The 17,397-nt window shown below is 73.7% G+C and carries 15 protein-coding genes; 4 read left to right on the plus strand and 11 right to left on the minus strand.

Going from position 1 to position 17,397, the window contains the following annotated elements; translation table 11 throughout:
* The first annotated feature begins 289 nt into the window (after nucleotides 1-289).
* From L1785_RS01105 to L1785_RS01120, 4 genes are all read left to right on the plus strand, one after another.
* Entirely contained in the window at nucleotides 290-454 is a 165-nt protein-coding gene (locus tag L1785_RS01105; RefSeq protein ID WP_236087266.1) for a hypothetical protein, read from the plus strand.
* Between the two features lie 26 nt (nucleotides 455-480).
* Nucleotides 481-816, plus strand: coding sequence for a recombinase family protein (locus L1785_RS01110; protein WP_236087267.1), 336 nt, complete (start codon nucleotides 481-483; stop codon nucleotides 814-816).
* Nucleotides 817-1,046: 230 nt separating this feature from the next.
* A complete protein-coding gene (locus tag L1785_RS01115) occupies nucleotides 1,047-1,643 on the plus strand; it encodes a sigma-70 family RNA polymerase sigma factor (protein WP_236087268.1) in 597 nt (198 codons plus the stop codon).
* Nucleotides 1,640-3,118 (plus strand): hypothetical protein, encoded by a 1,479-nt coding sequence (locus tag L1785_RS01120; RefSeq protein WP_236087269.1) that lies wholly within the window; start codon nucleotides 1,640-1,642, stop codon nucleotides 3,116-3,118. Before L1785_RS01115 ends, L1785_RS01120 begins: the two co-directional genes overlap by 4 nt.
* 155 nt (nucleotides 3,119-3,273) lie before the next feature.
* Here the strand turns inward: L1785_RS01120 and L1785_RS01125 are convergent, their stop codons facing one another.
* The 11 genes from L1785_RS01125 to L1785_RS01175 all read right to left on the minus strand — a co-directional run bounded on the left by L1785_RS01125 (nucleotide 3,274) and on the right by L1785_RS01175 (nucleotide 17,397).
* The gene (locus L1785_RS01125) at nucleotides 3,274-4,644 is read right to left on the minus strand and encodes a M18 family aminopeptidase (RefSeq protein ID WP_372461769.1); all 1,371 of its coding nucleotides are present in this window, start codon (nucleotides 4,642-4,644) and stop codon (nucleotides 3,274-3,276) included.
* Between the two features lie 46 nt (nucleotides 4,645-4,690).
* On the minus strand, nucleotides 4,691-5,551 hold the full coding sequence (locus L1785_RS01130) for a hypothetical protein (RefSeq protein WP_236087270.1): 861 nt from the start codon (nucleotides 5,549-5,551) through the stop codon (nucleotides 4,691-4,693).
* The gene (locus tag L1785_RS01135) at nucleotides 5,548-6,102 is read right to left on the minus strand and encodes an RNA polymerase sigma factor (RefSeq protein WP_236087271.1); all 555 of its coding nucleotides are present in this window, start codon (nucleotides 6,100-6,102) and stop codon (nucleotides 5,548-5,550) included. Before L1785_RS01135 ends, L1785_RS01130 begins: the two co-directional genes overlap by 4 nt.
* A gap of 123 nt (nucleotides 6,103-6,225) precedes the next feature.
* Nucleotides 6,226-7,743 carry a hypothetical protein gene (locus L1785_RS01140; protein WP_236087272.1) on the minus strand — a complete coding sequence of 506 codons (1,518 nt, stop codon included), beginning with the start codon at nucleotides 7,741-7,743 and terminating at the stop codon, nucleotides 6,226-6,228.
* Nucleotides 7,740-8,288 (minus strand): SigE family RNA polymerase sigma factor, encoded by a 549-nt coding sequence (locus L1785_RS01145; RefSeq protein ID WP_236087273.1) that lies wholly within the window; start codon nucleotides 8,286-8,288, stop codon nucleotides 7,740-7,742. The genes L1785_RS01140 and L1785_RS01145 overlap by 4 nt, the downstream gene beginning before the upstream one ends.
* Before the next feature lie 341 nt (nucleotides 8,289-8,629).
* Nucleotides 8,630-9,730 (minus strand): uroporphyrinogen-III synthase, encoded by a 1,101-nt coding sequence (locus L1785_RS01150; protein WP_236087337.1) that lies wholly within the window; start codon nucleotides 9,728-9,730, stop codon nucleotides 8,630-8,632.
* 49 nt (nucleotides 9,731-9,779) lie between these two features.
* On the minus strand, nucleotides 9,780-10,535 hold the full coding sequence (gene cobA / locus L1785_RS01155) for a uroporphyrinogen-III C-methyltransferase (protein ID WP_308113224.1): 756 nt from the start codon (nucleotides 10,533-10,535) through the stop codon (nucleotides 9,780-9,782).
* Nucleotides 10,532-10,930 (minus strand): nitrite reductase small subunit NirD, encoded by a 399-nt coding sequence (gene nirD, locus L1785_RS01160; RefSeq protein ID WP_236087274.1) that lies wholly within the window; start codon nucleotides 10,928-10,930, stop codon nucleotides 10,532-10,534. The genes cobA and nirD overlap by 4 nt, the downstream gene beginning before the upstream one ends.
* A complete protein-coding gene (nirB, locus tag L1785_RS01165; RefSeq protein ID WP_236087275.1) occupies nucleotides 10,927-13,551 on the minus strand; it encodes a nitrite reductase large subunit NirB in 2,625 nt (874 codons plus the stop codon). Before nirB ends, nirD begins: the two co-directional genes overlap by 4 nt.
* A 10-nt stretch (nucleotides 13,552-13,561) precedes the next feature.
* Nucleotides 13,562-15,259 (minus strand): FAD-dependent oxidoreductase, encoded by a 1,698-nt coding sequence (locus L1785_RS01170; protein WP_236087276.1) that lies wholly within the window; start codon nucleotides 15,257-15,259, stop codon nucleotides 13,562-13,564.
* Nucleotides 15,256-17,397, minus strand: coding sequence for a molybdopterin oxidoreductase family protein (locus L1785_RS01175; protein WP_236087277.1), 2,142 nt, complete (start codon nucleotides 17,395-17,397; stop codon nucleotides 15,256-15,258). Before L1785_RS01175 ends, L1785_RS01170 begins: the two co-directional genes overlap by 4 nt.

The raw sequence follows: 17,397 nt of genomic DNA on the forward strand, positions 1-17,397 counted from the left end.
GTTGTAGCGGCTCAGAACGCAGCCGCACCTGGCACAGGTCCGTACAGTCCCACGCGACACGAGGCCCCCTCTTGTGTCCAGCAATTCGCGATAGATCTTGGCCGAGCGGAAATCACCCTTGTGATATCACCGGCACCGAGTGCGCGCATTCCCAGCGAGGCCACATCTTGTGGACACGACATCGTCAGAGCCGCAGTGTTCCACCAACTGGGCCTCTGGCGCTCTCCGAACGGAAGTTCGCAATTCCAGCATGTCGATGAACCACGTCGATCTACAGAGGGGCACTGGGATGGACAGTGACAATTCGCTCGAGACCTCGTTGGCGGCATTGCGCCTGACGGCCACCGCCGTCCTCGACCGGCACGCCGTCGACCGGCACGAGTGCGTGGTCTGTGGCACGCTGTGGCCCTGTGAGCAGGCTCTGCTCGCCGAGCGCAACCTCGCAGTCCTATGACCACCGACGGTTCGTCGGAGGCCGAGTTGAAGCCTCTGATGTACGGCTATCTGCGCGCCACCGTCGCGCCCGGCGACGAGGAGGCCGAGCGTCTCGAACGCCGGCTCCATGAGCTGGCCGAGCAAGAGGGCTTCTGCTTCGCCGCCACGTTCCGCGAGAACCGGCCGGGGGAGCGCGGCGCCCTCAGCGAGCTCACGGCCGAGCTGCGGCGCGCCGAGGCCCGGCACGTCGTCGTACCGTCGCTCGAGCACATCTCGCGTCACCCCCGTGTGCGCGACGAGCTGCTCGAACAGCTCCGGGAGGAGGTCGGCGCCCACGTCTGGACCGCCGACCGCACCGTCTCCCCCGTCTGCCGCCTCTGATGCGGCACCACTGACCGCCGGGCCCGGGGTCGTGCACCCACCCCGGCCGCTGAGCTCCGGGCCCGGCTCCAGCCCTCCTCGCCAAGTTCTCCCCCGCCCGCCTCAACGTTCTCGACGCGCCGTTCGTCGGGGCGGCTGACGAGGGATGATCCCTCGCAGAGCGAGGAGGGCGCGATGCCGAACAAGGTGTCACCGCAGGTGACCAGCGGTCGGACCGGCGGGCCGGTCAGATGACCGCCGCGTGGGAGCACGACGTCACCACCCTGGTCTCCGAGCGGGGCCGAGCACTGGTGGGTTACGCCTACGTCCTGTGCGGTGATCTCCGTGAGGCCGAGGACCTGGTGCAGGAAGCAGTCGTCCGCATCTTCTCCCGGCTGCGCAAGCCACCAGCGATCCCCGCGCCGACTATGGCGGGTGTCGAGATCCAGGTCGTTCCGGCCCAGGACCGGCCCCTCACGTACACCGAGGCGTACGTCCGGCGCACGGTGCTCAATCTCTACCTGGACGACTATCGGCGCCGCCGCAAGTGGTTCGAGCTCAAGCCCCTCGTCGCGTCGGCGGACAGCGAACGGTCCCCGGAATCCGGCGCGGCCGTCCGGGCCGACGTCGCCCACGCGCTGACCCGCCTGTCCCGGCGCCAGCGGGTGTGCATCACCCTGCGCTACTTCGACGACCTCACGGTCCCGCAGATCGCCGAGGTCCTGGGCGCCGCACCCGGCACCGTCAAGCGCCACCTCCATGACGCGCTCGAACAGCTCCGGGGCGTGCTCGACCCCGGACAGTCTGGCGCCTACGCGCGCATCTTCCCCGAGGGAGGCCCTCGATGATGAACGAACGCCCCGAAGACACCTGGTCCGACCCTGCGGGCGTCGACCTCCTTGCCGAGACCCTCCGCGGCATGTCCCGGGCCCCGCGCCCCGGATCGCCGACGGGACCGGAGGCCCTGCTGCCGATGATCCACCGGCGCATCCGGACGCGACGCGCGGCGAAGAAAGCCGCGCTGGGAACGGGCAGCCTCATGGTCGCGACCCTCGTGGCGGTCGCGGTGGTCAGCACGCCCTGGGACCGGCCGGACCCGCTCCCCGGCGTCTCACCCACCGCTGTGCCCAGCCCGTCCGCCCCGAGCACCACCCCCACGCCGAGCCCGACGCCCACGCCCTCGTCCTCGACGGCGCCTTCGGGCAACGCGATGACGGACGCGGTCTTCCTCGACGGTCTCAACCCGGGGGAATGGGGCTCGAACTTCGACGTCACCTGCGGTATGCCCATCGACGACCTCGTCGCGCAGTCGTCCTCGGCCGGCATCCGGATGGAGGTCACCGGGCCCGCAGGGCAGTACGACGACGCGGTGGAGGTCCCGGTCCGGATCACCGAGACGGCCGGCCGGTCCGGGGAGTACTCGAGCGGCTACCCACTGCTCGTGTGGGTGCAGGACGGCCGCGTCGTGGACCTCGGTTTCGGCTGGCACGAGGGCGGAGCGTGGTTTTACGGACCCGACGGCGACGGCAGGAATGGCTTGCGTGACAGCGATGGCGACGGTAACACCGACGGTCCGCACATCACCACCCTTGGCGCGGGAGAGGCCGTCGAGGTTGTCGCGTCGGCGGGCTTCGAGACGTCGTGCGGCGACTACACGATCGTCGGGACCGGCAACGCGTTCGAACATGCACTGACACCTCGGGTCGGCGGAACGTACGAGGTCCGCGCAGTCACCTGGTTCCAGCGCAACGACGAGCCGGCGGCCCAGCTGGTCCTCAGCGACCCGCTCTCCGTGACGGTGCCGGACCAGGCCGCCGATCCGGCGCCCTTCGCGCCCGGTCACAACCCGGAATTCCTCCCGCTCGCCGATGCGGGGATCGTGTGCGGCTCCCCCGCGGCCGACCTGCCCTCGAGCAAACCGGACCTCGAGCTCACGATCACGGGCGATCCATTCCTCGAGCGCCCCTTCCTCAGGGTCCCGGTCGAGCTCGCCGGGATCGAAGGCGGATCGGGCCAGTGGTCGGACCCGACCATCGTGTGGCTGCAGGACGGCGTTGTCGTCGACGTGGGGTCGGGGTCGCCCGCGCAGCCGGGCTCATCGGAGCCCGCGACGCTCGAACCGGGCGACCGCGTGGAGACCACGGCGACGGGCAGCGTGGTCACCACCTGCGCGCCGACGACCATCTACCCCTTCTACCGCACCTACCGGCCGGCAGGCACCTACCAGATGGTCGCGGTGCTGCCGCTGCGCGGCGCGGACGAGGGGCGGTTCGTGGTGAGCGAGCCCGTCACTGTCACGATCGGCGAGCACGGCCAGCCGTGACACCCCGGGAGGGGGGGGGGGGGGGGGCCCCCCCGCCCCCCCCCCCGCCCCCCCCGGGGGGGGGGGCGGCGCCCCCCCCCGCGCCCCCCCCCCCCGCCGCCCCGGCCCCCCCCCCCCCCCCCCGCGCCCCCCCCCCCCCCCCCCCCCCTCCCCGCTCAGCCCTCGAGGACGGCGCGCATCGCCCGCGACAGGTACCAGGGGTCCACCACAGCGGTGAGCTCGCGCGCCGAGTGCATCGACAGGATCGCCGCACCCACGTCGACCGTGCGGACGCCGAGCCGCGTCGCGGTGATCGGGCCGATCGTCGACCCGCAGGGGATCGCGTTGTTCGACACGAACTCCTGGCTCGGCACGCCCGCACGCTCGCACGCCGTGTTCCAGCGCGCCGCCCCGTGCGCGTCCGTCGCGTAGCGCTGGTTGGCGTTGATCTTGAGGATCGGTCCCCCGCCGGCGACCGGACGGTTCGCGGGGTCGTGGCGCTCGGGGTAGTTCGGGTGGACCGCGTGCCCGACGTCGGACGACACGTGGAAGGACGCCGCCAGCGCGCGGCGCCGCTCCTCCGGACCCGCGCCGAGCCCTGCCTGCACCCGCGCGAGGACGTCCTCAAGGAACGGCCCGGCCGCTCCCGACCGGGACGCGCTGCCGATCTCCTCGTGGTCGAAGGCCGCCAGCATCGCGACGGCGCCCGACACCGGTCGCTCGCCCTCGTCCGCGTCCTCGCCCTCCGCGTGCGCCAGCAGGGCGGTCAGGCCCGCGTGCACCGACAGCAGGTTGTCGAGGCGGCCGGAGGCGAACAGGGCCTGGCCGGCGCCGAAGGTGCGGCCGGGCTGGGTGTCGGCGAGGACGACGTCGTACCCCGCGACGTCTGCCGGGTCGAGACCCGCCTCCGCCGCCAGCGCGCCGAGGACGTCGGCGTCCTCCGGGGAGCCGAGGCCCCACACCGGCTGGGTATGGCGCTGCTTGTCGAGGGCCAGGCCGTCGTTGACGTTGCGGTCCAGGTGGACCGCGAGCTGCGGGATGCGCAGCAGGGGTCCGGTGCGGACAAGGTGCTCCGAACCGTCCCGCGCGACGAGGCGGCCGGCAAGCTCGAGCTCTCGGTCGAGCCACGAGTTGAGCAGCGGACCGCCGTACACCTCGACGCCCACCTGCCACCAGCCGGCGCTGCCCGTGGTCGGCCGGGGCTTGAGCTTGAAGCCCGTCGAGTCGGTGTGGGCACCGAGGATCGTGAAGGCGGTCGTGGGGCCGGCGTCGGACGGGACGGCGAACACGATCACCGATCCGTCGCGGACCACCACATAGCGGCCGCCCGGCTCGATGCGCCACTCGTCCGTCTCGGTCAGGCAGGCGAAGCCGGCCGCCCCCGCACGCCGAGCCACCTCCACGGCCGCGTGGTACGACGACGGCGCCGCCGCCACGAAGGCGGCCAGGTCCGCGACGTGGGACCGGGCCCCCTGCGGGACGGTGTCGGTCGGTCTGCCGGACGGATGTGGCGCGGGGGCGAGCACGTCAGAGGTCACGAGGGCCATTATCCGTCCGACTCCTCCGGTTCGAGCGTGACCCGACGAGCCGGCCTCAGTCGCCGGCCACGAAGTACTGCCAGGTCCCGTCCTCGGCGATGCCGACGCGGTAGCCGTGGTACTCACCTGACCCGCGCATGGTGTCGGCCAGCTCCTGCGTGAGGATCCCGGCGTCCACGACCTCCCGCCAGGCCTCGTCGGAGCCGAGGTTCGCCGCGAGCTGCAGCCGCGGCCACACGTACAGCCCCGATGCCTCGTCGTACGCGCCCTCGGTGCGGGCGAGCAGCCGGGCAAGCGTCCCGTACGCCTGGTCCTCGTCCTCCGGCAACGCGAACACCTCGTCCGGCGTCTGGTCCCCGAAGGACAGGTTCGTCGCGCTCTCCGTCGCCGCCGTGTACAAGAGCTGCTCGTCGCATCGCGTGGCGGCGTCGAGCAGGAGCTCCGCTGTCCGGCGCGCGCCCTCCGGCAGTCCCGAGAAGTCCGCGGCCTCACCGGCCAGGGAAGCGCCCGAGCAGTCGCCCGCCGGCACCTCCGGCGCGGGCGACGCCGGGTCCGAGGCCGACTCCGTCGGGCTCGAGGTCGTCGTCGGGGCCGGGGTCGTCGGGGCGGACGGCGCCGGCTCCACGACCGTCACCGACGGTGACCCGCCGGGCACGACCGGCTCCGTCCTGAGCAGGCCTCCGAGCTGAGCAGCGCCGACGGCGAGCACGCCGACCATCGCCAGGGATGCGGCACCGAGTCCACCGACCTTGGCCGCCCGACGGCGCCGGGCGCGGTCCCGCACCCTGGCGAACGCGGAGGCGTACAGGTGGTCGTCGGGCAGACCGGCGTCCACCCTCTCGGCCGCGTCGTGCATCGCCCGGGACAGGACGTCGTCCCGGCCCGGCTCGGTCCACTGGTCGCGTGACCGGTTCATGGTGCGGTCCTCCCTTCGGACTGGAGCGACTTCTGCAGGGACGTCGTCGCCTCGGACAGGTACCGCTTGACCGTGCCCTCGGCGATGCCGAGGGTGTCGGCGATCTGCGGCACCGTGAGGTCCTCGTAGTAGCGGAGCACCGCACAGGCCCGCAGCCGCGGGCCGAGTCGGCCCAGCGCCGCCGTGACGTCCGTCCGGGCCGAGGCGACGCCCTCCGGGGAGGGCGAGGGACCGGCGTCGGGCAAGAGGTGGCGGATGCCCGCGAACCGCTGCCGCCTGCGGTAACCGTCCAGGTAGAGCGTGAGGATCGCGCGCCGTACGTAGGCCTCCGCGCTGGTCACGCCCGCCGCCTCGAGGTCGTGGACCACCGCACCGGCGGCCGTGCCGGGGGTTCTGCCGGGGCCGCGCAGGCGCGAGAAGACCTTGACGAGGGCGTCCTGCACCAGGTCCTCGGCCAGCGCGCGGTCGCCGCAGAGCATGAAGGCGTACCGGACCAGGGCGCGGCCGCGGGTGACCATCAGCTCACCGAGCTCGTCCTGCCAGGTCGCCATGTTGCACCTCCCCGAACTCCCTTACCCAGCATGACGCTCGGGCCGCGCGGATCGTTGTACCGCCCGACGACGTACGGGGCGCCTCCCGTACGGAAGGCGCCCCGCGTCGTGGCTCACCGCTTCTCACCGTTGGGTGATCGAGCCGTCCTCGTTGACCGTCACACGGACCGGGTCGCTGAACACGAGGCGCCGGGCCTCGATGTCCTTGCCGCTGTCGTCGTACTCGTGGCTCCGGGACTCCGGGTCGATCTCGGTCACGGCCCGCACGGTGTAGCTGCCCGCCGGGACCGGGTCGTAAGGAGGCTCGGCGAAGGCTTCCGGCACTGTCGTCCAGCCCCGGCACGGCATCGAGCTGTCCGCCACCGCCAGGCCCTCGGTCGTGCCCGCAGCAAGGTGCGGCCAGATCCGCGGTTCGCTCCAGTCCTCCTCGGCCAGCCGGCCGTACCCGGCCAGCCGGCCGTCGGGCCGGATGAGCAGCAGCGCGGGCTCACCCCACGGAACGGTCGAGGCTCCCGCCGACGGCACGAGCCGGACCGGTGCGCTCCACTCGTCGGACGACCCCGTGACCGTGCCGGTGATCTCCAGCGTGTAATCGGGGTCGGCCTCGACGAACGACGACTGGTGGGCCAGGCAGACGACGTCGGATCCGGAGATCCCGTACCCTGCGACCCAACGCTCTTCCAAGGGCGGCACCTCGGGGTCGGTCCAGCCCGAACCACCTTCGGGGAACGGTGCGCCAGAACCGCTCTCGAGGGTGACCTCGACCGGATCGCTCACGAGCAGGCCGTAGCTGCCGTCGTTGTCGAAGTCGTACACCGACACGGCCCGCACCTCGAAGGTCCCGCCGGGTCGTTCGTTCCCATACCGCTCGGTCGGGACGTCGTCATCCACGATCGTCTCCGGTCTGCACTGGGAGGCGTTGCCCGCGCGCGCCTCGCCGGTCCAGACCTCGTCCTCGGCCAGGGCCGACGCCACCTCGCCCTCGTACTCGTTCCAGTCGCCTCCGACGTCGACGACGACGCCGTCCTGGATCCACACGAGCGTCGGGTACGCCACCTCCCAGGGGATGTCGGTCCCCGGATCGACGGCGATCCGCACGGGCAGCGACCAGCCGCCCCGCTCCGTGTCAGGACGCAGGTCACCGGTACGCTCGAGGTGCAGGACGCTCGAACCCGAGACGAGGTCGTCGACGGACGCGCCACACGCGACGTTCTCGACGCCCGGGGTGATCCGCCACGCCTCCGGGCGCCAACCGGCCCTGTACGGGATGGAGGCGACGGACCGGGACGTCGAGGTCGACGGGGACGCCGAGGTCGGCGTCGAGGGCGCCGAGGTCGGGGAGGGCGACGGTGTCGAGACCGTCTCCGCCGGCAGGGGCTCCCGGTCCAGGTCGGGCAGGGCCCAGCTGAGGCCGCCGGCCACGGCGACCAGGCAGGCGGCGACGCCCACCGCCGTGCCCGTGCTCTTCACGACCCTGCGTCGGCGGACCCGCCGACGCAGGACCGGCAGGTTCCGCTCCGGCGCGGACGGGGCGTCGGGCGGCGTGGCCGAGCCAACGAGGGCGCCGAAGGTCTCGGCGAGGATGTCGCCGTGCGGTGCGCCCACCTCGCCGAGGTCGTCGGACTCGTCGTACTGGTTCATCGCAGTTCTCCTTCCGGCTCGAGGACGCCCCGCAGCGCGCCGAGCGCGTCCGAGAGGTATCGCTTGACGGTGCCCTGGGCACAGCCCATCGCGTCGGCGATCTGCGGCACCGTCAGATCGTCGTAGTAGCGCAGCAGCACGCAGGCACGCTGCCGGGGGGACAGGCGCCCCAGCGCCGCCGTGATGTCGGCCCGCGCCGTCACCCCGGTCGCCGGTCCTCCCACCCACTCCTGGGTTGCCAGGACCGGTTCGTGCTTGTCCCACGTCCGGCGCTTCCGATACCCGTCCACGTACAGGTTGAGCACCGTGCGACGCACGTACGCCCGCGCGCCGCCCTCCTGCGACGGCCCCTCGTCCAACGGATGCACCGCCGACGGTGCGGCTGACGCCGGCCGACGGAACCGGGAGTACACCCGGAACAGCGCTTCCTGCACCAGGTCCTCCGCCTCGCCGACGTCGCCGCACAGCGCGTACGCATAGCCCACCAGCGCTCTGCCGTGCATCTGCACCAACGAGGTCATCTCGTCGTCCCATCGCGCGCTCACGACGCTCCACCGGTCCTCATGGACCGCCACCCTCTCCGCCGGTCACCCGGCCTGTCCCACGGCGGACGCTCCCGCGCGCCGATCCGTTCGGCGGGCAGCATCTCACTCCGCGACTCGACCCGTTTCCTGCCCACTGATCGCTTCCACGAAGTTCGTCCAGGAATGGTTGGGTCTCTGACCCAGACCGGCCGGCTGACCCTCCTGACGGCGGACCCGGGAGGCACGCGCCAGACCGCCCCTGGGCCGCTCAACAACACTGTTGAGCGGCCCAGGGGCGGTCTGGCGCGTTTGCCGCGGGTCAGGTCAGCGGCGGGTGATGTTGCGAGAGCTGTACCCGCGCTCTACGCCGCCGGGGCCAGCTCGATGCGGTAGCCGCGCTTGACCACCGTCTTGACCAGGTCGGGACGCTTCGTGGCCTCGCGGAGGCGCGCGATCGCGACCTCGGCGGCGTGCGGGTCGGTCGATTCGCCCGGGAGCACGTCGAGGACCCGGTCGCGGGGCACGACGTCCCCGCCCGCGGACGCCAGGAGCCGCAGCACCTCCACGCCCGTGGGCGACAGCGGCAGGACCTTCCCGTCCAGGACGGCCACGCGGGCGCGGATCACGAGCGACCCGGCGACGGTCGCGAGCGCCACGGACTCGATGTGCTCGTAGTGCCCCACCAGGGCCCGGACGAGGGCGCCGAGACGCCCGCGCTCCGGCTGCAGCGGCACGATTCCTCGGTCCTCCAGCGGCTTGGCGGTCACGGGACCGACGGCCGCGGCGACCATGGCGCCGGACGTGAACCGCTTCACGACCGCGGCCCCGAGCCCCTCGGCCTCCACGGCCTGCATCCACGCCTCGGAGCCCGGCGCGGAGGTGAACACGACGGCGTCGATCTCACCTGCCGCCGCTGCCCACACGCTCGCGCGGACGGCCTCCGGGTCGGGCGCGGGCCCCCACCGGTACACGATGAGGCTCGCGACCTCGGCCCCGGCCTTGACGAACACCTCGTCGAGGCCGTCGGAGCCCGCACCGTGGTGCTGGATCGCGATGCGCAGGCCGGAGACCCCCTCGCTGAGCAGCACCTCCGCGACCTCCGCGGACGTCTCGGACTCGGCCACCCAGTCGGCGTGCAGCCCCGCTGCCTGGATCGCGCCGCGCGCCTTGGGGCCGCGCGCCACGAGGCGGGTGGCGGACAGCATCCGGATCAGGGGCTCTTCGAGGCCGTGGGCGTCCGCGGCCTCGATCCACGCGCGGAAGCCGATGCCGGTGGTGACGACCACGACGTCCGGCGGCGCGTCCAGGATCGCGCGCGTGGCGGCGATCAGGGTCGCGTCGTCGACGTGCGGGATCATGCTCAGCGCAGGGGCGTGCCGCACGGTCGCCCCCCGGCGCTCGAGCGCGGCCGCCAGCTCGGAGGACCGTCGCTCCGCCGTCACGAGGACGGTGCAACCCGCCATGACCTGGCCCAGGGCAGGGCGAGCCGAGCCCTGGGGGCCCGGGTCGGGTTCAGCCACGGGCACCTGCCATGTGTCCGTCACGAGCACCCTCCAGCACGCCGTCTGCCGCCACGCCACCGATCACGATGACGGCTGGGGCTGTCACACCCGTCTCGGCGGCGACTCGCGCCACCTCGTCGAGGCGGGCGCGCGTGACGCGCTGGGCGGGCGTGGAGCCGTTCTCCACGATCGCGACAGGGGTGGCAGCGTCGGCGCCGGCGGCCAGCGCCTGTTCCGCGATGGTGCCGAGCATCGACACCCCCATCAGGATCACAAGCGTAGCCGTCCCGTCCCGTACGGCGACGAGACCTGCCGAATCGAGACCGCCGTGCCCGCTCGTCACGTGGAACGCGGCCGTGATCCCTCGGTGGGTGACGGGGATGCCGGCGAGCTCGGGCACGCTCACGGCGGAGGTGACACCCGGCACGACCTCGACCGGTACTCCGGCGGACCGGCACGCGACGACCTCCTCTCCGCCGCGGCCGAAGACGAACGGGTCGCCGCCCTTGAGCCGCACGACGTTGCGCCCCGCCCGAGCCTGGGCGACGAGGATCGCGTTGATCTCGTCCTGCGGCACCGGGTGGTGCCCGGCCGTCTTGCCGACGTCGATCACCTCGACGTGCGCCGGCAGGTCGTCGAGCGCGCTCACCGGGCCGAGCCGGTCCGCGACCACGACGTCCGCCGCCTGCAGCGCCCGCCAGGCGCGCAGGGTCAGCAGGTCGGGGTCGCCCGGCCCGCCGCCGACGAGGGTCACCTTCCCCGTCATTGCACCGCCACGTGCACGACGCCGTCGCGCACCTCCACGGGGTACTTCACCAGTCGCGGCTCCCGCCCGGGGCGCGGGCTGTACCCGGCGGTGTCCAGGCACTCGCCGGTGACCAGGGAGTACACCTGCTTGTACACGGGCGCGGCGACGGTCGGGACACCGGCCCGGGTGCCGACGATGCCCCGCGACATCACGTTGGCCCCCGAGAAGGGGTCGAGCTGCTGGGTGGCGACCACGACGTCGTCGGGCAGCCGGAACAGGGCCACCTGCGTGTCCCCGAGGAGCGCGGCCGAGCCGCGCTCGGGGAACAGGTCGCTCAGGAGGCAGACCCGCTCCCAGCTGAGATCGTCGGTCTGGGGGGCCGCCGCGGCGGGCTGCTCTTGCGTGACGCTCATGCGCGCACCTCCAGCTTCGGGCCCGCGATGATCACGCCGGACGCCCGCTCCTCGTCGGTGGCCGGGCGGCGCTGGCCGCGCTCGGGCACGTAGGCGAGGGTGGGGTCCGCCGTGCGCGGGGCGTTGACGAACGACGAGAACCGGCGCAGCTTCTCCGGGTCGTCGAGGACGGCGCGCCACTCGTCCTCGTAGTTGGCGACGTGCCGGGCCATCGCCTCGTCGAGGTCGGCGGCGATCCCCAGGGAGTCCTCGAGGATGACCTTGCGGACGCCCTCGAGACCGCCCTCGACGTCCTGGATCCAGGTCGCCGTGCGCTGCAGCCGGTCGGCCGTACGCACGTAGTACATGAGGAACCGGTCGATGGTGCGCACCAGCTCCTCGTCGGTGAGGTCCTCGGCGAGGAGCTGCGCGTGACGGGGGGTGAAGCCGCCGTTGCCGCCCACGTAGACGTTCCAGCCCTTCTCCGTGGCGATGACGCCCACGTCCTTGCCGCGCGCCTCGGCGCACTCGCGGGCACAGCCGGACACGCCGAGCTTGAGCTTGTGGGGCGAGCGCAGGCCGCGGTACCGCAGCTCGAGGTCGACCGCCATGCCGACGGAGTCCTGGACGCCGTAGCGGCACCACGTGGAACCGACGCACGACTTCACGGTGCGCAGCGACTTGCCGTAGGCGTGGCCGGACTCGAAGCCGGCGTCGACCAGGCGGCGCCAGATGTCGGGGAGCTGCTCCACGCGGGCGCCGAACATGTCGATGCGCTGGCCGCCCGTGATCTTCGTGTAGAGGCCGAAGTCCCGGGCCACCTCGCCGACCACGATGAGGCCCTCGGGCGTCACCTCGCCACCGGGCATGCGCGGCACCACCGAGTACGTGCCGTCCTTCTGGAGGTTGGCCAGCATGTGGTCGTTGGTGTCCTGCAGGGTGGCCTGCTCGCCGGCCAGGATGTGCCCGTTGCCGAGCGACGCGAGGATCGACGCCACGACCGGCTTGCAGATGTCGCACCCGCGGCCCGGGCCGTCGGCGCCCTCGGGCACGCGCCCGAAACGGCCGATGATCTCGGTGAACGTGTGCAGGTCGGCGACCCGGACGGCGTCGAAGAGCTGGGCCCGGGTGAGCTCGAAGTGCTCGCACAGAGCGTTGCTCACCGTGATGCCGGCCCGCTGGAGCTCGGTGTTGGTGATCTTCTTGACGAGCGGGAGGCACGAGCCGCACGTGGTGCCGGCGCGCGTGCAGGCCTTGACGCCCGCGACGTCGGTGCACTCGTGCTCCGTGACGGCGGCGCGGATCGTGCCCGCCGACACGTTGTTGCACGAGCAGACGTTCGCGTCGTCGGGGAGCTCGAGGGCCGGCGCGCCGCCCCCGCCCTCCGGGAGCAGGAAGGCGCCCGGGTCGCCGGGCAGCTGGCTGCCGAGCATGGGGCGCAGCGAGGCGTACGGCGCGGCGTCGCCCACGAACACGCCGCCGAGAAGGGTGCGCGCGTCGTCGGACAGGACGAGCTTCTTGTAGACACCGGCCGCGGGGTCCGCCCACACGACCTCCATGGCGTCCTCGGTGCGGCCGTGCGCGTCGCCGAACGACGCCACGTCCACCCCGGACAGCTTGAGCTTGGTGGCGGTGTCGGCGCCCGGGAACGTGGCCTCGCCGCCGAGCAGGCGGTCCACGACCACCTCGGCCATGGCGTAGCCGGGCGCGACCAGGCCGATGCAGCGGCCCTCGATGCACGCGACCTCGCCGATGGCGTGGACGTGCTCGTCCGAGGTGCGGCAGGCCAGGTCGACGACGGCGCCGCCGCGCTCGCCGATCTCCAGGCCGGCGGTCCGGGCGAGCTCGTCGCGGGGGCGCACACCGGTGGCGACCACGACCACGTCGACGTCGAGCCGCCCGCCGTCACCGAACTCCAGGTGACCCACGTGACCGGTCCGCTTGTGCGGCTTCATGGCCGACGTCGCGGTCTGCGGCCGCACGCCGATGCCCTTGTCGTTGATGAGGCGCTTGAGCGCGTGACCGCCGCCGAGGTCGATCTGCACGCCCATGAGGTGGGTGCCGAACTCGATGACGGTCGCCTCGGCACCGAGCGCCTTGAGCGCGCCTGCCGCCTCGAGCCCGAGCAGGCCGCCGCCGATGACGGCGCCGCGCACCGGCTTGACGAACCCGCCCGCCGTCGTGCCGGCCTCCCGCTTCTGCTCGACCCAGCCGCGCAGCGCCGCGACGTCGTCGATGGTGCGGTAGACGAACACGCCGGGCAGGTCGTTGCCCGGGATGGGCGGCATCGCCGCGTTCGAGCCCGTGGCGAGCACGAGCTCGTCGTACGGGTGCACGCGGCCGAGACGGTCCGTGACCGTCCGCGCCTCGCGGTCGATCGCGGTGACCGCGCAGTCGCGGTGCAGCGTGACCGCCGGGTCGTCCCAGAGCGCGGGGTCGCCGAGGGTCAGCTCCTCGGGGTCGCGCACCTCGAAGTACTTGGTGAGGGCCACGCGGTCGTATGGCTTGCGCGGCTCCTCCGCGAAGACGTCCACCTGCCACGTGCCCGCCGTGTCGCGGGCACGCAACGCCTCGACGAAGCGCTGGGCGACCATGCCGCCACCCACGACCACCAGCCGACGGGACTCTCCTGAGCTGTCCATGATCCCGACCTTACGAAGCGGCAATTTCGGCACGGTGCGTGGGAAGTTGCGGGGTCGCAACATCTCTCTCACCAGCAACGGAAGTGGTTCGTGAGATCCACTCGACCAAGCCGCAGACGGCGTCCTTGCAGCCGCCGCAGCCGGTCGTGGCGCGCGTCTCGCGGGCGACGCCCTCGAGCGTCGTGGCCCCGCACGCCGTGATGTCGCCCTTGGTGACGCCGTTGCAGCGGCACACGACGGCGTCGTCCGGCATGTGCTCCGGGGACGACGCCGGTGCCGCCGCCGGAGCGACGGGCGTCAGCAGCAGGAAGGCCGGGTCCACGGGGACGGGCGAGCGCCGCGTGTAGGCAGCGGTCAGGTCGGCTCCGACGCGGGCGTCGCCCACGCAGGTGGCGCCGACCAGGACGCCGTCGGCCACGACGACCTCGACGAACCGGCCCGCGCCCGGGTCGCTGAGCCGGACCGCACGCTCGCCCGGCCGCGGTGTGCGGCCGTCGCCGCACACCCCCATGCTCACCACGCTCAGCTTCCCGGCCTTGAGCTTGACCACGTCGGTCCCGCGCGTCTCGACGCCGTGGTCGGTCGCCGCACGCGTGGCGAGGGGCGTGCCGAGCCGCACGGCCATGCTCGGCCGGTTGCCCCGCTGCGGCAGGCGCAGGTGCTCGATCTGCCGCGGCGCCACCGCCGGCCGCGGCTCGGCGAGCGCCGACTCGCGGATCCCGCGCTCGGCCACCGCGACCAGGTGCTCGGCGAGGCGCCGCGCCTGGTCCCAGCCCTCGGCGACGAGCCCGCGGGAGCCCTCGGGCGGCTGGGCGCAGTCGCCGACGGCGAAGACCCGCGGGTCGTCGGGGCTCGCGAGGTCGTGCCCGACGACGACCCCCCGCGCCACCGTGAGCCCCGCCTCCGCGGCGAGCTCGGTCTCCGGCACGGTGCCACAGGCCAGGACGACGAGCCCGGAGGCGACGACCTCGCCGGGCACGTCGACGGCCCCGTCGAGCCGGACGCCCACGGCGCGCCCGCCGGCGACGAGCACCTCGGACGGCCGCACGCCGGTGCGCACCGCGATGCCCTCGGCCTCGAGCCCGGTCCGCAGCACGGCTCCCGCCTCGCCGTCGAGCTGGCGCTCCATCGGGGACCCGGCACCGTGCACGAGCGTCACGCGCAGGCCGCGGCCCGCGAGGCCGTGCGCCGCCTCGACGCCGAGCACGCCACCACCCACCACGACGGCACGCGGCGTGTTGACGGTGGCCGCGACGATCTCGCGCGCGTCGTCCAGCGTGCGCAGGGCGTGCACGCCCGCGGGCAGCGTGGACGACGTGGGGACGGCGTCTCCCAGCCGCCCGCGCAGGCCCGGGATGTCGGGCACGCGCGCCTCGGAGCCGGTCGCGAGGACGAGGTGGTCGTAGGGGTGGTGGGAGCCGTCGCCGGCGACGACGACGCGGGCGTCGCGGTCGACCCGCCGGGCGACGACGCCCCGCAGGACGCGGGCGCGCGCGTCCGGCAGGGGCATGCCGATCGCCGCCACGTCGGTGCGGCCGGCCACCACGTCGGAGAGCAGCACGCGGTTGTACGGCTCGTAGGGCTCGGCCCCGAGCACCGTGATGTCCAGGGCGTTGTCGGGGTCGCGTCGCAGCAGCTCGTCGACGAGGCGGGAGCCGACCATGCCGTTGCCGACGACGACGATCTTCACAGGAACACGGAGGTTCATCGCGCTGCCTCCAGCGGGACGGGGGTGACGTCCACGGCGCACACCTTGAACTCCGGCATGCCGGAGATCGGGTCGGTGGCGTCGGTGGTGACCCGGTTGACCGAGCCGGAGCCGCTCCAGTGGAACGGCATGAAGACGGTGTCGGGGCGGATGGCGTCGGTCCAGCGGGCCGTCGCCTCGACCCAGCCCCGGGCAGAGGTGAGGCGGACGCGTGCGCCGTCGGTCACGCCGAGGCGGAAACCGAGGACCGGGTGCAGCTCCACGTACGGCTCGGGGACGAGCCGCTCGAGGTCGGCGACACGGTGCGTCTGCGCGCCCGACTGGTAGTGCTGGAGCACGCGTCCGGTGACGAGGTGCACGGGGGCGCCGGGGCGGACGTCGTCCGACGGCCCGGCGTGGTCCACCGCGACCATGCGGGCGCGCCCGTCGGGCGTGGCGAACCGCTCGAGGAAGAGCCGCGGCGTGCCGGCCGGGTTGCCCGCCGGGACAGGCCAGAACAGGCCCGGGCCGGACTCGGCCTCGTCGGCGTCGAGGCGCGCGTGCGACAGCCCGGAGTAGTCGGCGGGGCCGCCGGCGGAAGCGCGGGCGAGCTCCTCGAACACCACGGCCGGGTCCGTCGGGAACGCCACCGCGGAGCCGAGGCGGCGGGCGAGCTCGGCGAGGATCCAGAGCTCCGAGCGCGCCTCGCCCGGCGCCTCCAGCGCCTTGCGGCGCCGGATCACGCGGCCCTCGAGGGACGTCATCGTGCCCTCCTCCTCCGCCCACTGGGTCACGGGCAGCACCACGTCGGCGAGGAGCGCCGTCTCCGACGGCACGAAGTCGCACACCACCAGCAGGTCCAGCGACTGCAGCCGCTCCACCACCGACGTCGCGTTGGGCGCGCTCACCACGAGGTTGGAGCCGTGCACGAGGAGCGCGCGCGGCCCGTCGTCGCCTTCGGAGCGGCGGCCCAGCGAGCGCAGCAGCTCGACCGCGGGCTTGCCCGGGCCGGGCAGCGAGTCCGGGTCCACGCCCCAGACCGCGGCGACGTGCGCGCGGGCCGCCGGGTCGTCGATCTTCCGGTAGCCGGGGAGCTGGTCGGCCTTCTGGCCGTGCTCGCGGCCGCCCTGTCCGTTGCCCTGGCCCGTGATCGCGCCGTACCCGCTGCCGACCCGTCCCGGCAGCCCGAGGGCGAGCGCGAGGTTGATCGCGGCCGTCACCGTCGCGGTGCCCTGCGTGGACTGCTCCACGCCGCGCCCCGTGAGGACGTACACCCCGCGGCCGCCGCGCGACGGCGAGGCGGACGCCAGGAGCCGGGCCACGCGGCGCAGGTCGTCGGCGGGCACGCCCGACACGCCCTCGCACCGCTCCGGCCACCAGGCGGCGGCCGAGCGCGCGACATCCTCGAAGCCGGTCGTGCGGGCGCCGAGGTACGGCAGGTCGGCGAGGCCTTCGGCGAGGATCACGTGCAGGAGCCCGAGGAGCACGACGAGGTCGGTGCCGGGGACGGGCGCGAGGTGGATGCCCGCGCCGTCGTCGGCGAGGCGGGCCGTGACCGAGCGGCGCGGGTCGACGACGACGAGGCCGCCGCGCTCGCGCGAGCCCGCGAGGTGCTGCACGGCAGGCGGCATGGTCTCGGCCAGGTTGGAACCGAGCAGGAGGACGGCGCCTGCCCCGCCCAGGTCCTCGAGCGGGAACGGCAGGCCGCGGTCCACGCCGAAGGCGCGGTTCATGCCGGCGGCGGCCGAGGCCATGCAGAACCGGCCGTTGTAGTCGATGTTGGGGGTCCGCAGCACCGTCCGCGCGAACTTCCCCAGGGCGTACGCCTTCTCGTTCGTCAGGCCGCCGCCCCCGAACACCGCGACCGACTGGGGCCCGTGCTCGGCCGCGAGCGCCGCGAGCCGCCCGGCCACCAGGTCCAGCGCCTCGTCCCAGGACGCGGGCTCCAGCTCACCGGACGCGCCTCGCACCAGCGGGGTGGTGAGGCGGTCGGGCGCGCCGAGGACCGACGCCGCGGTCCAGCCCTTCTGGCACAGCCCGCCCCGGTTGGTGGGGAACTCCCGGGGCGAGACGACCGCGGCGGGCCCCGCCGCCCCCGAAGGGACGGCGAGGCTCATGCCGCACTGGAGCGCGCAGTAGGGACAGTGCGTGTCGGCCAT

The sequence above is a fragment of the Antribacter soli genome, from assembly GCF_021568775.1.
GTDB classification, from domain to species: Bacteria; Actinomycetota; Actinomycetes; order Actinomycetales; family Cellulomonadaceae; genus Antribacter; species Antribacter soli.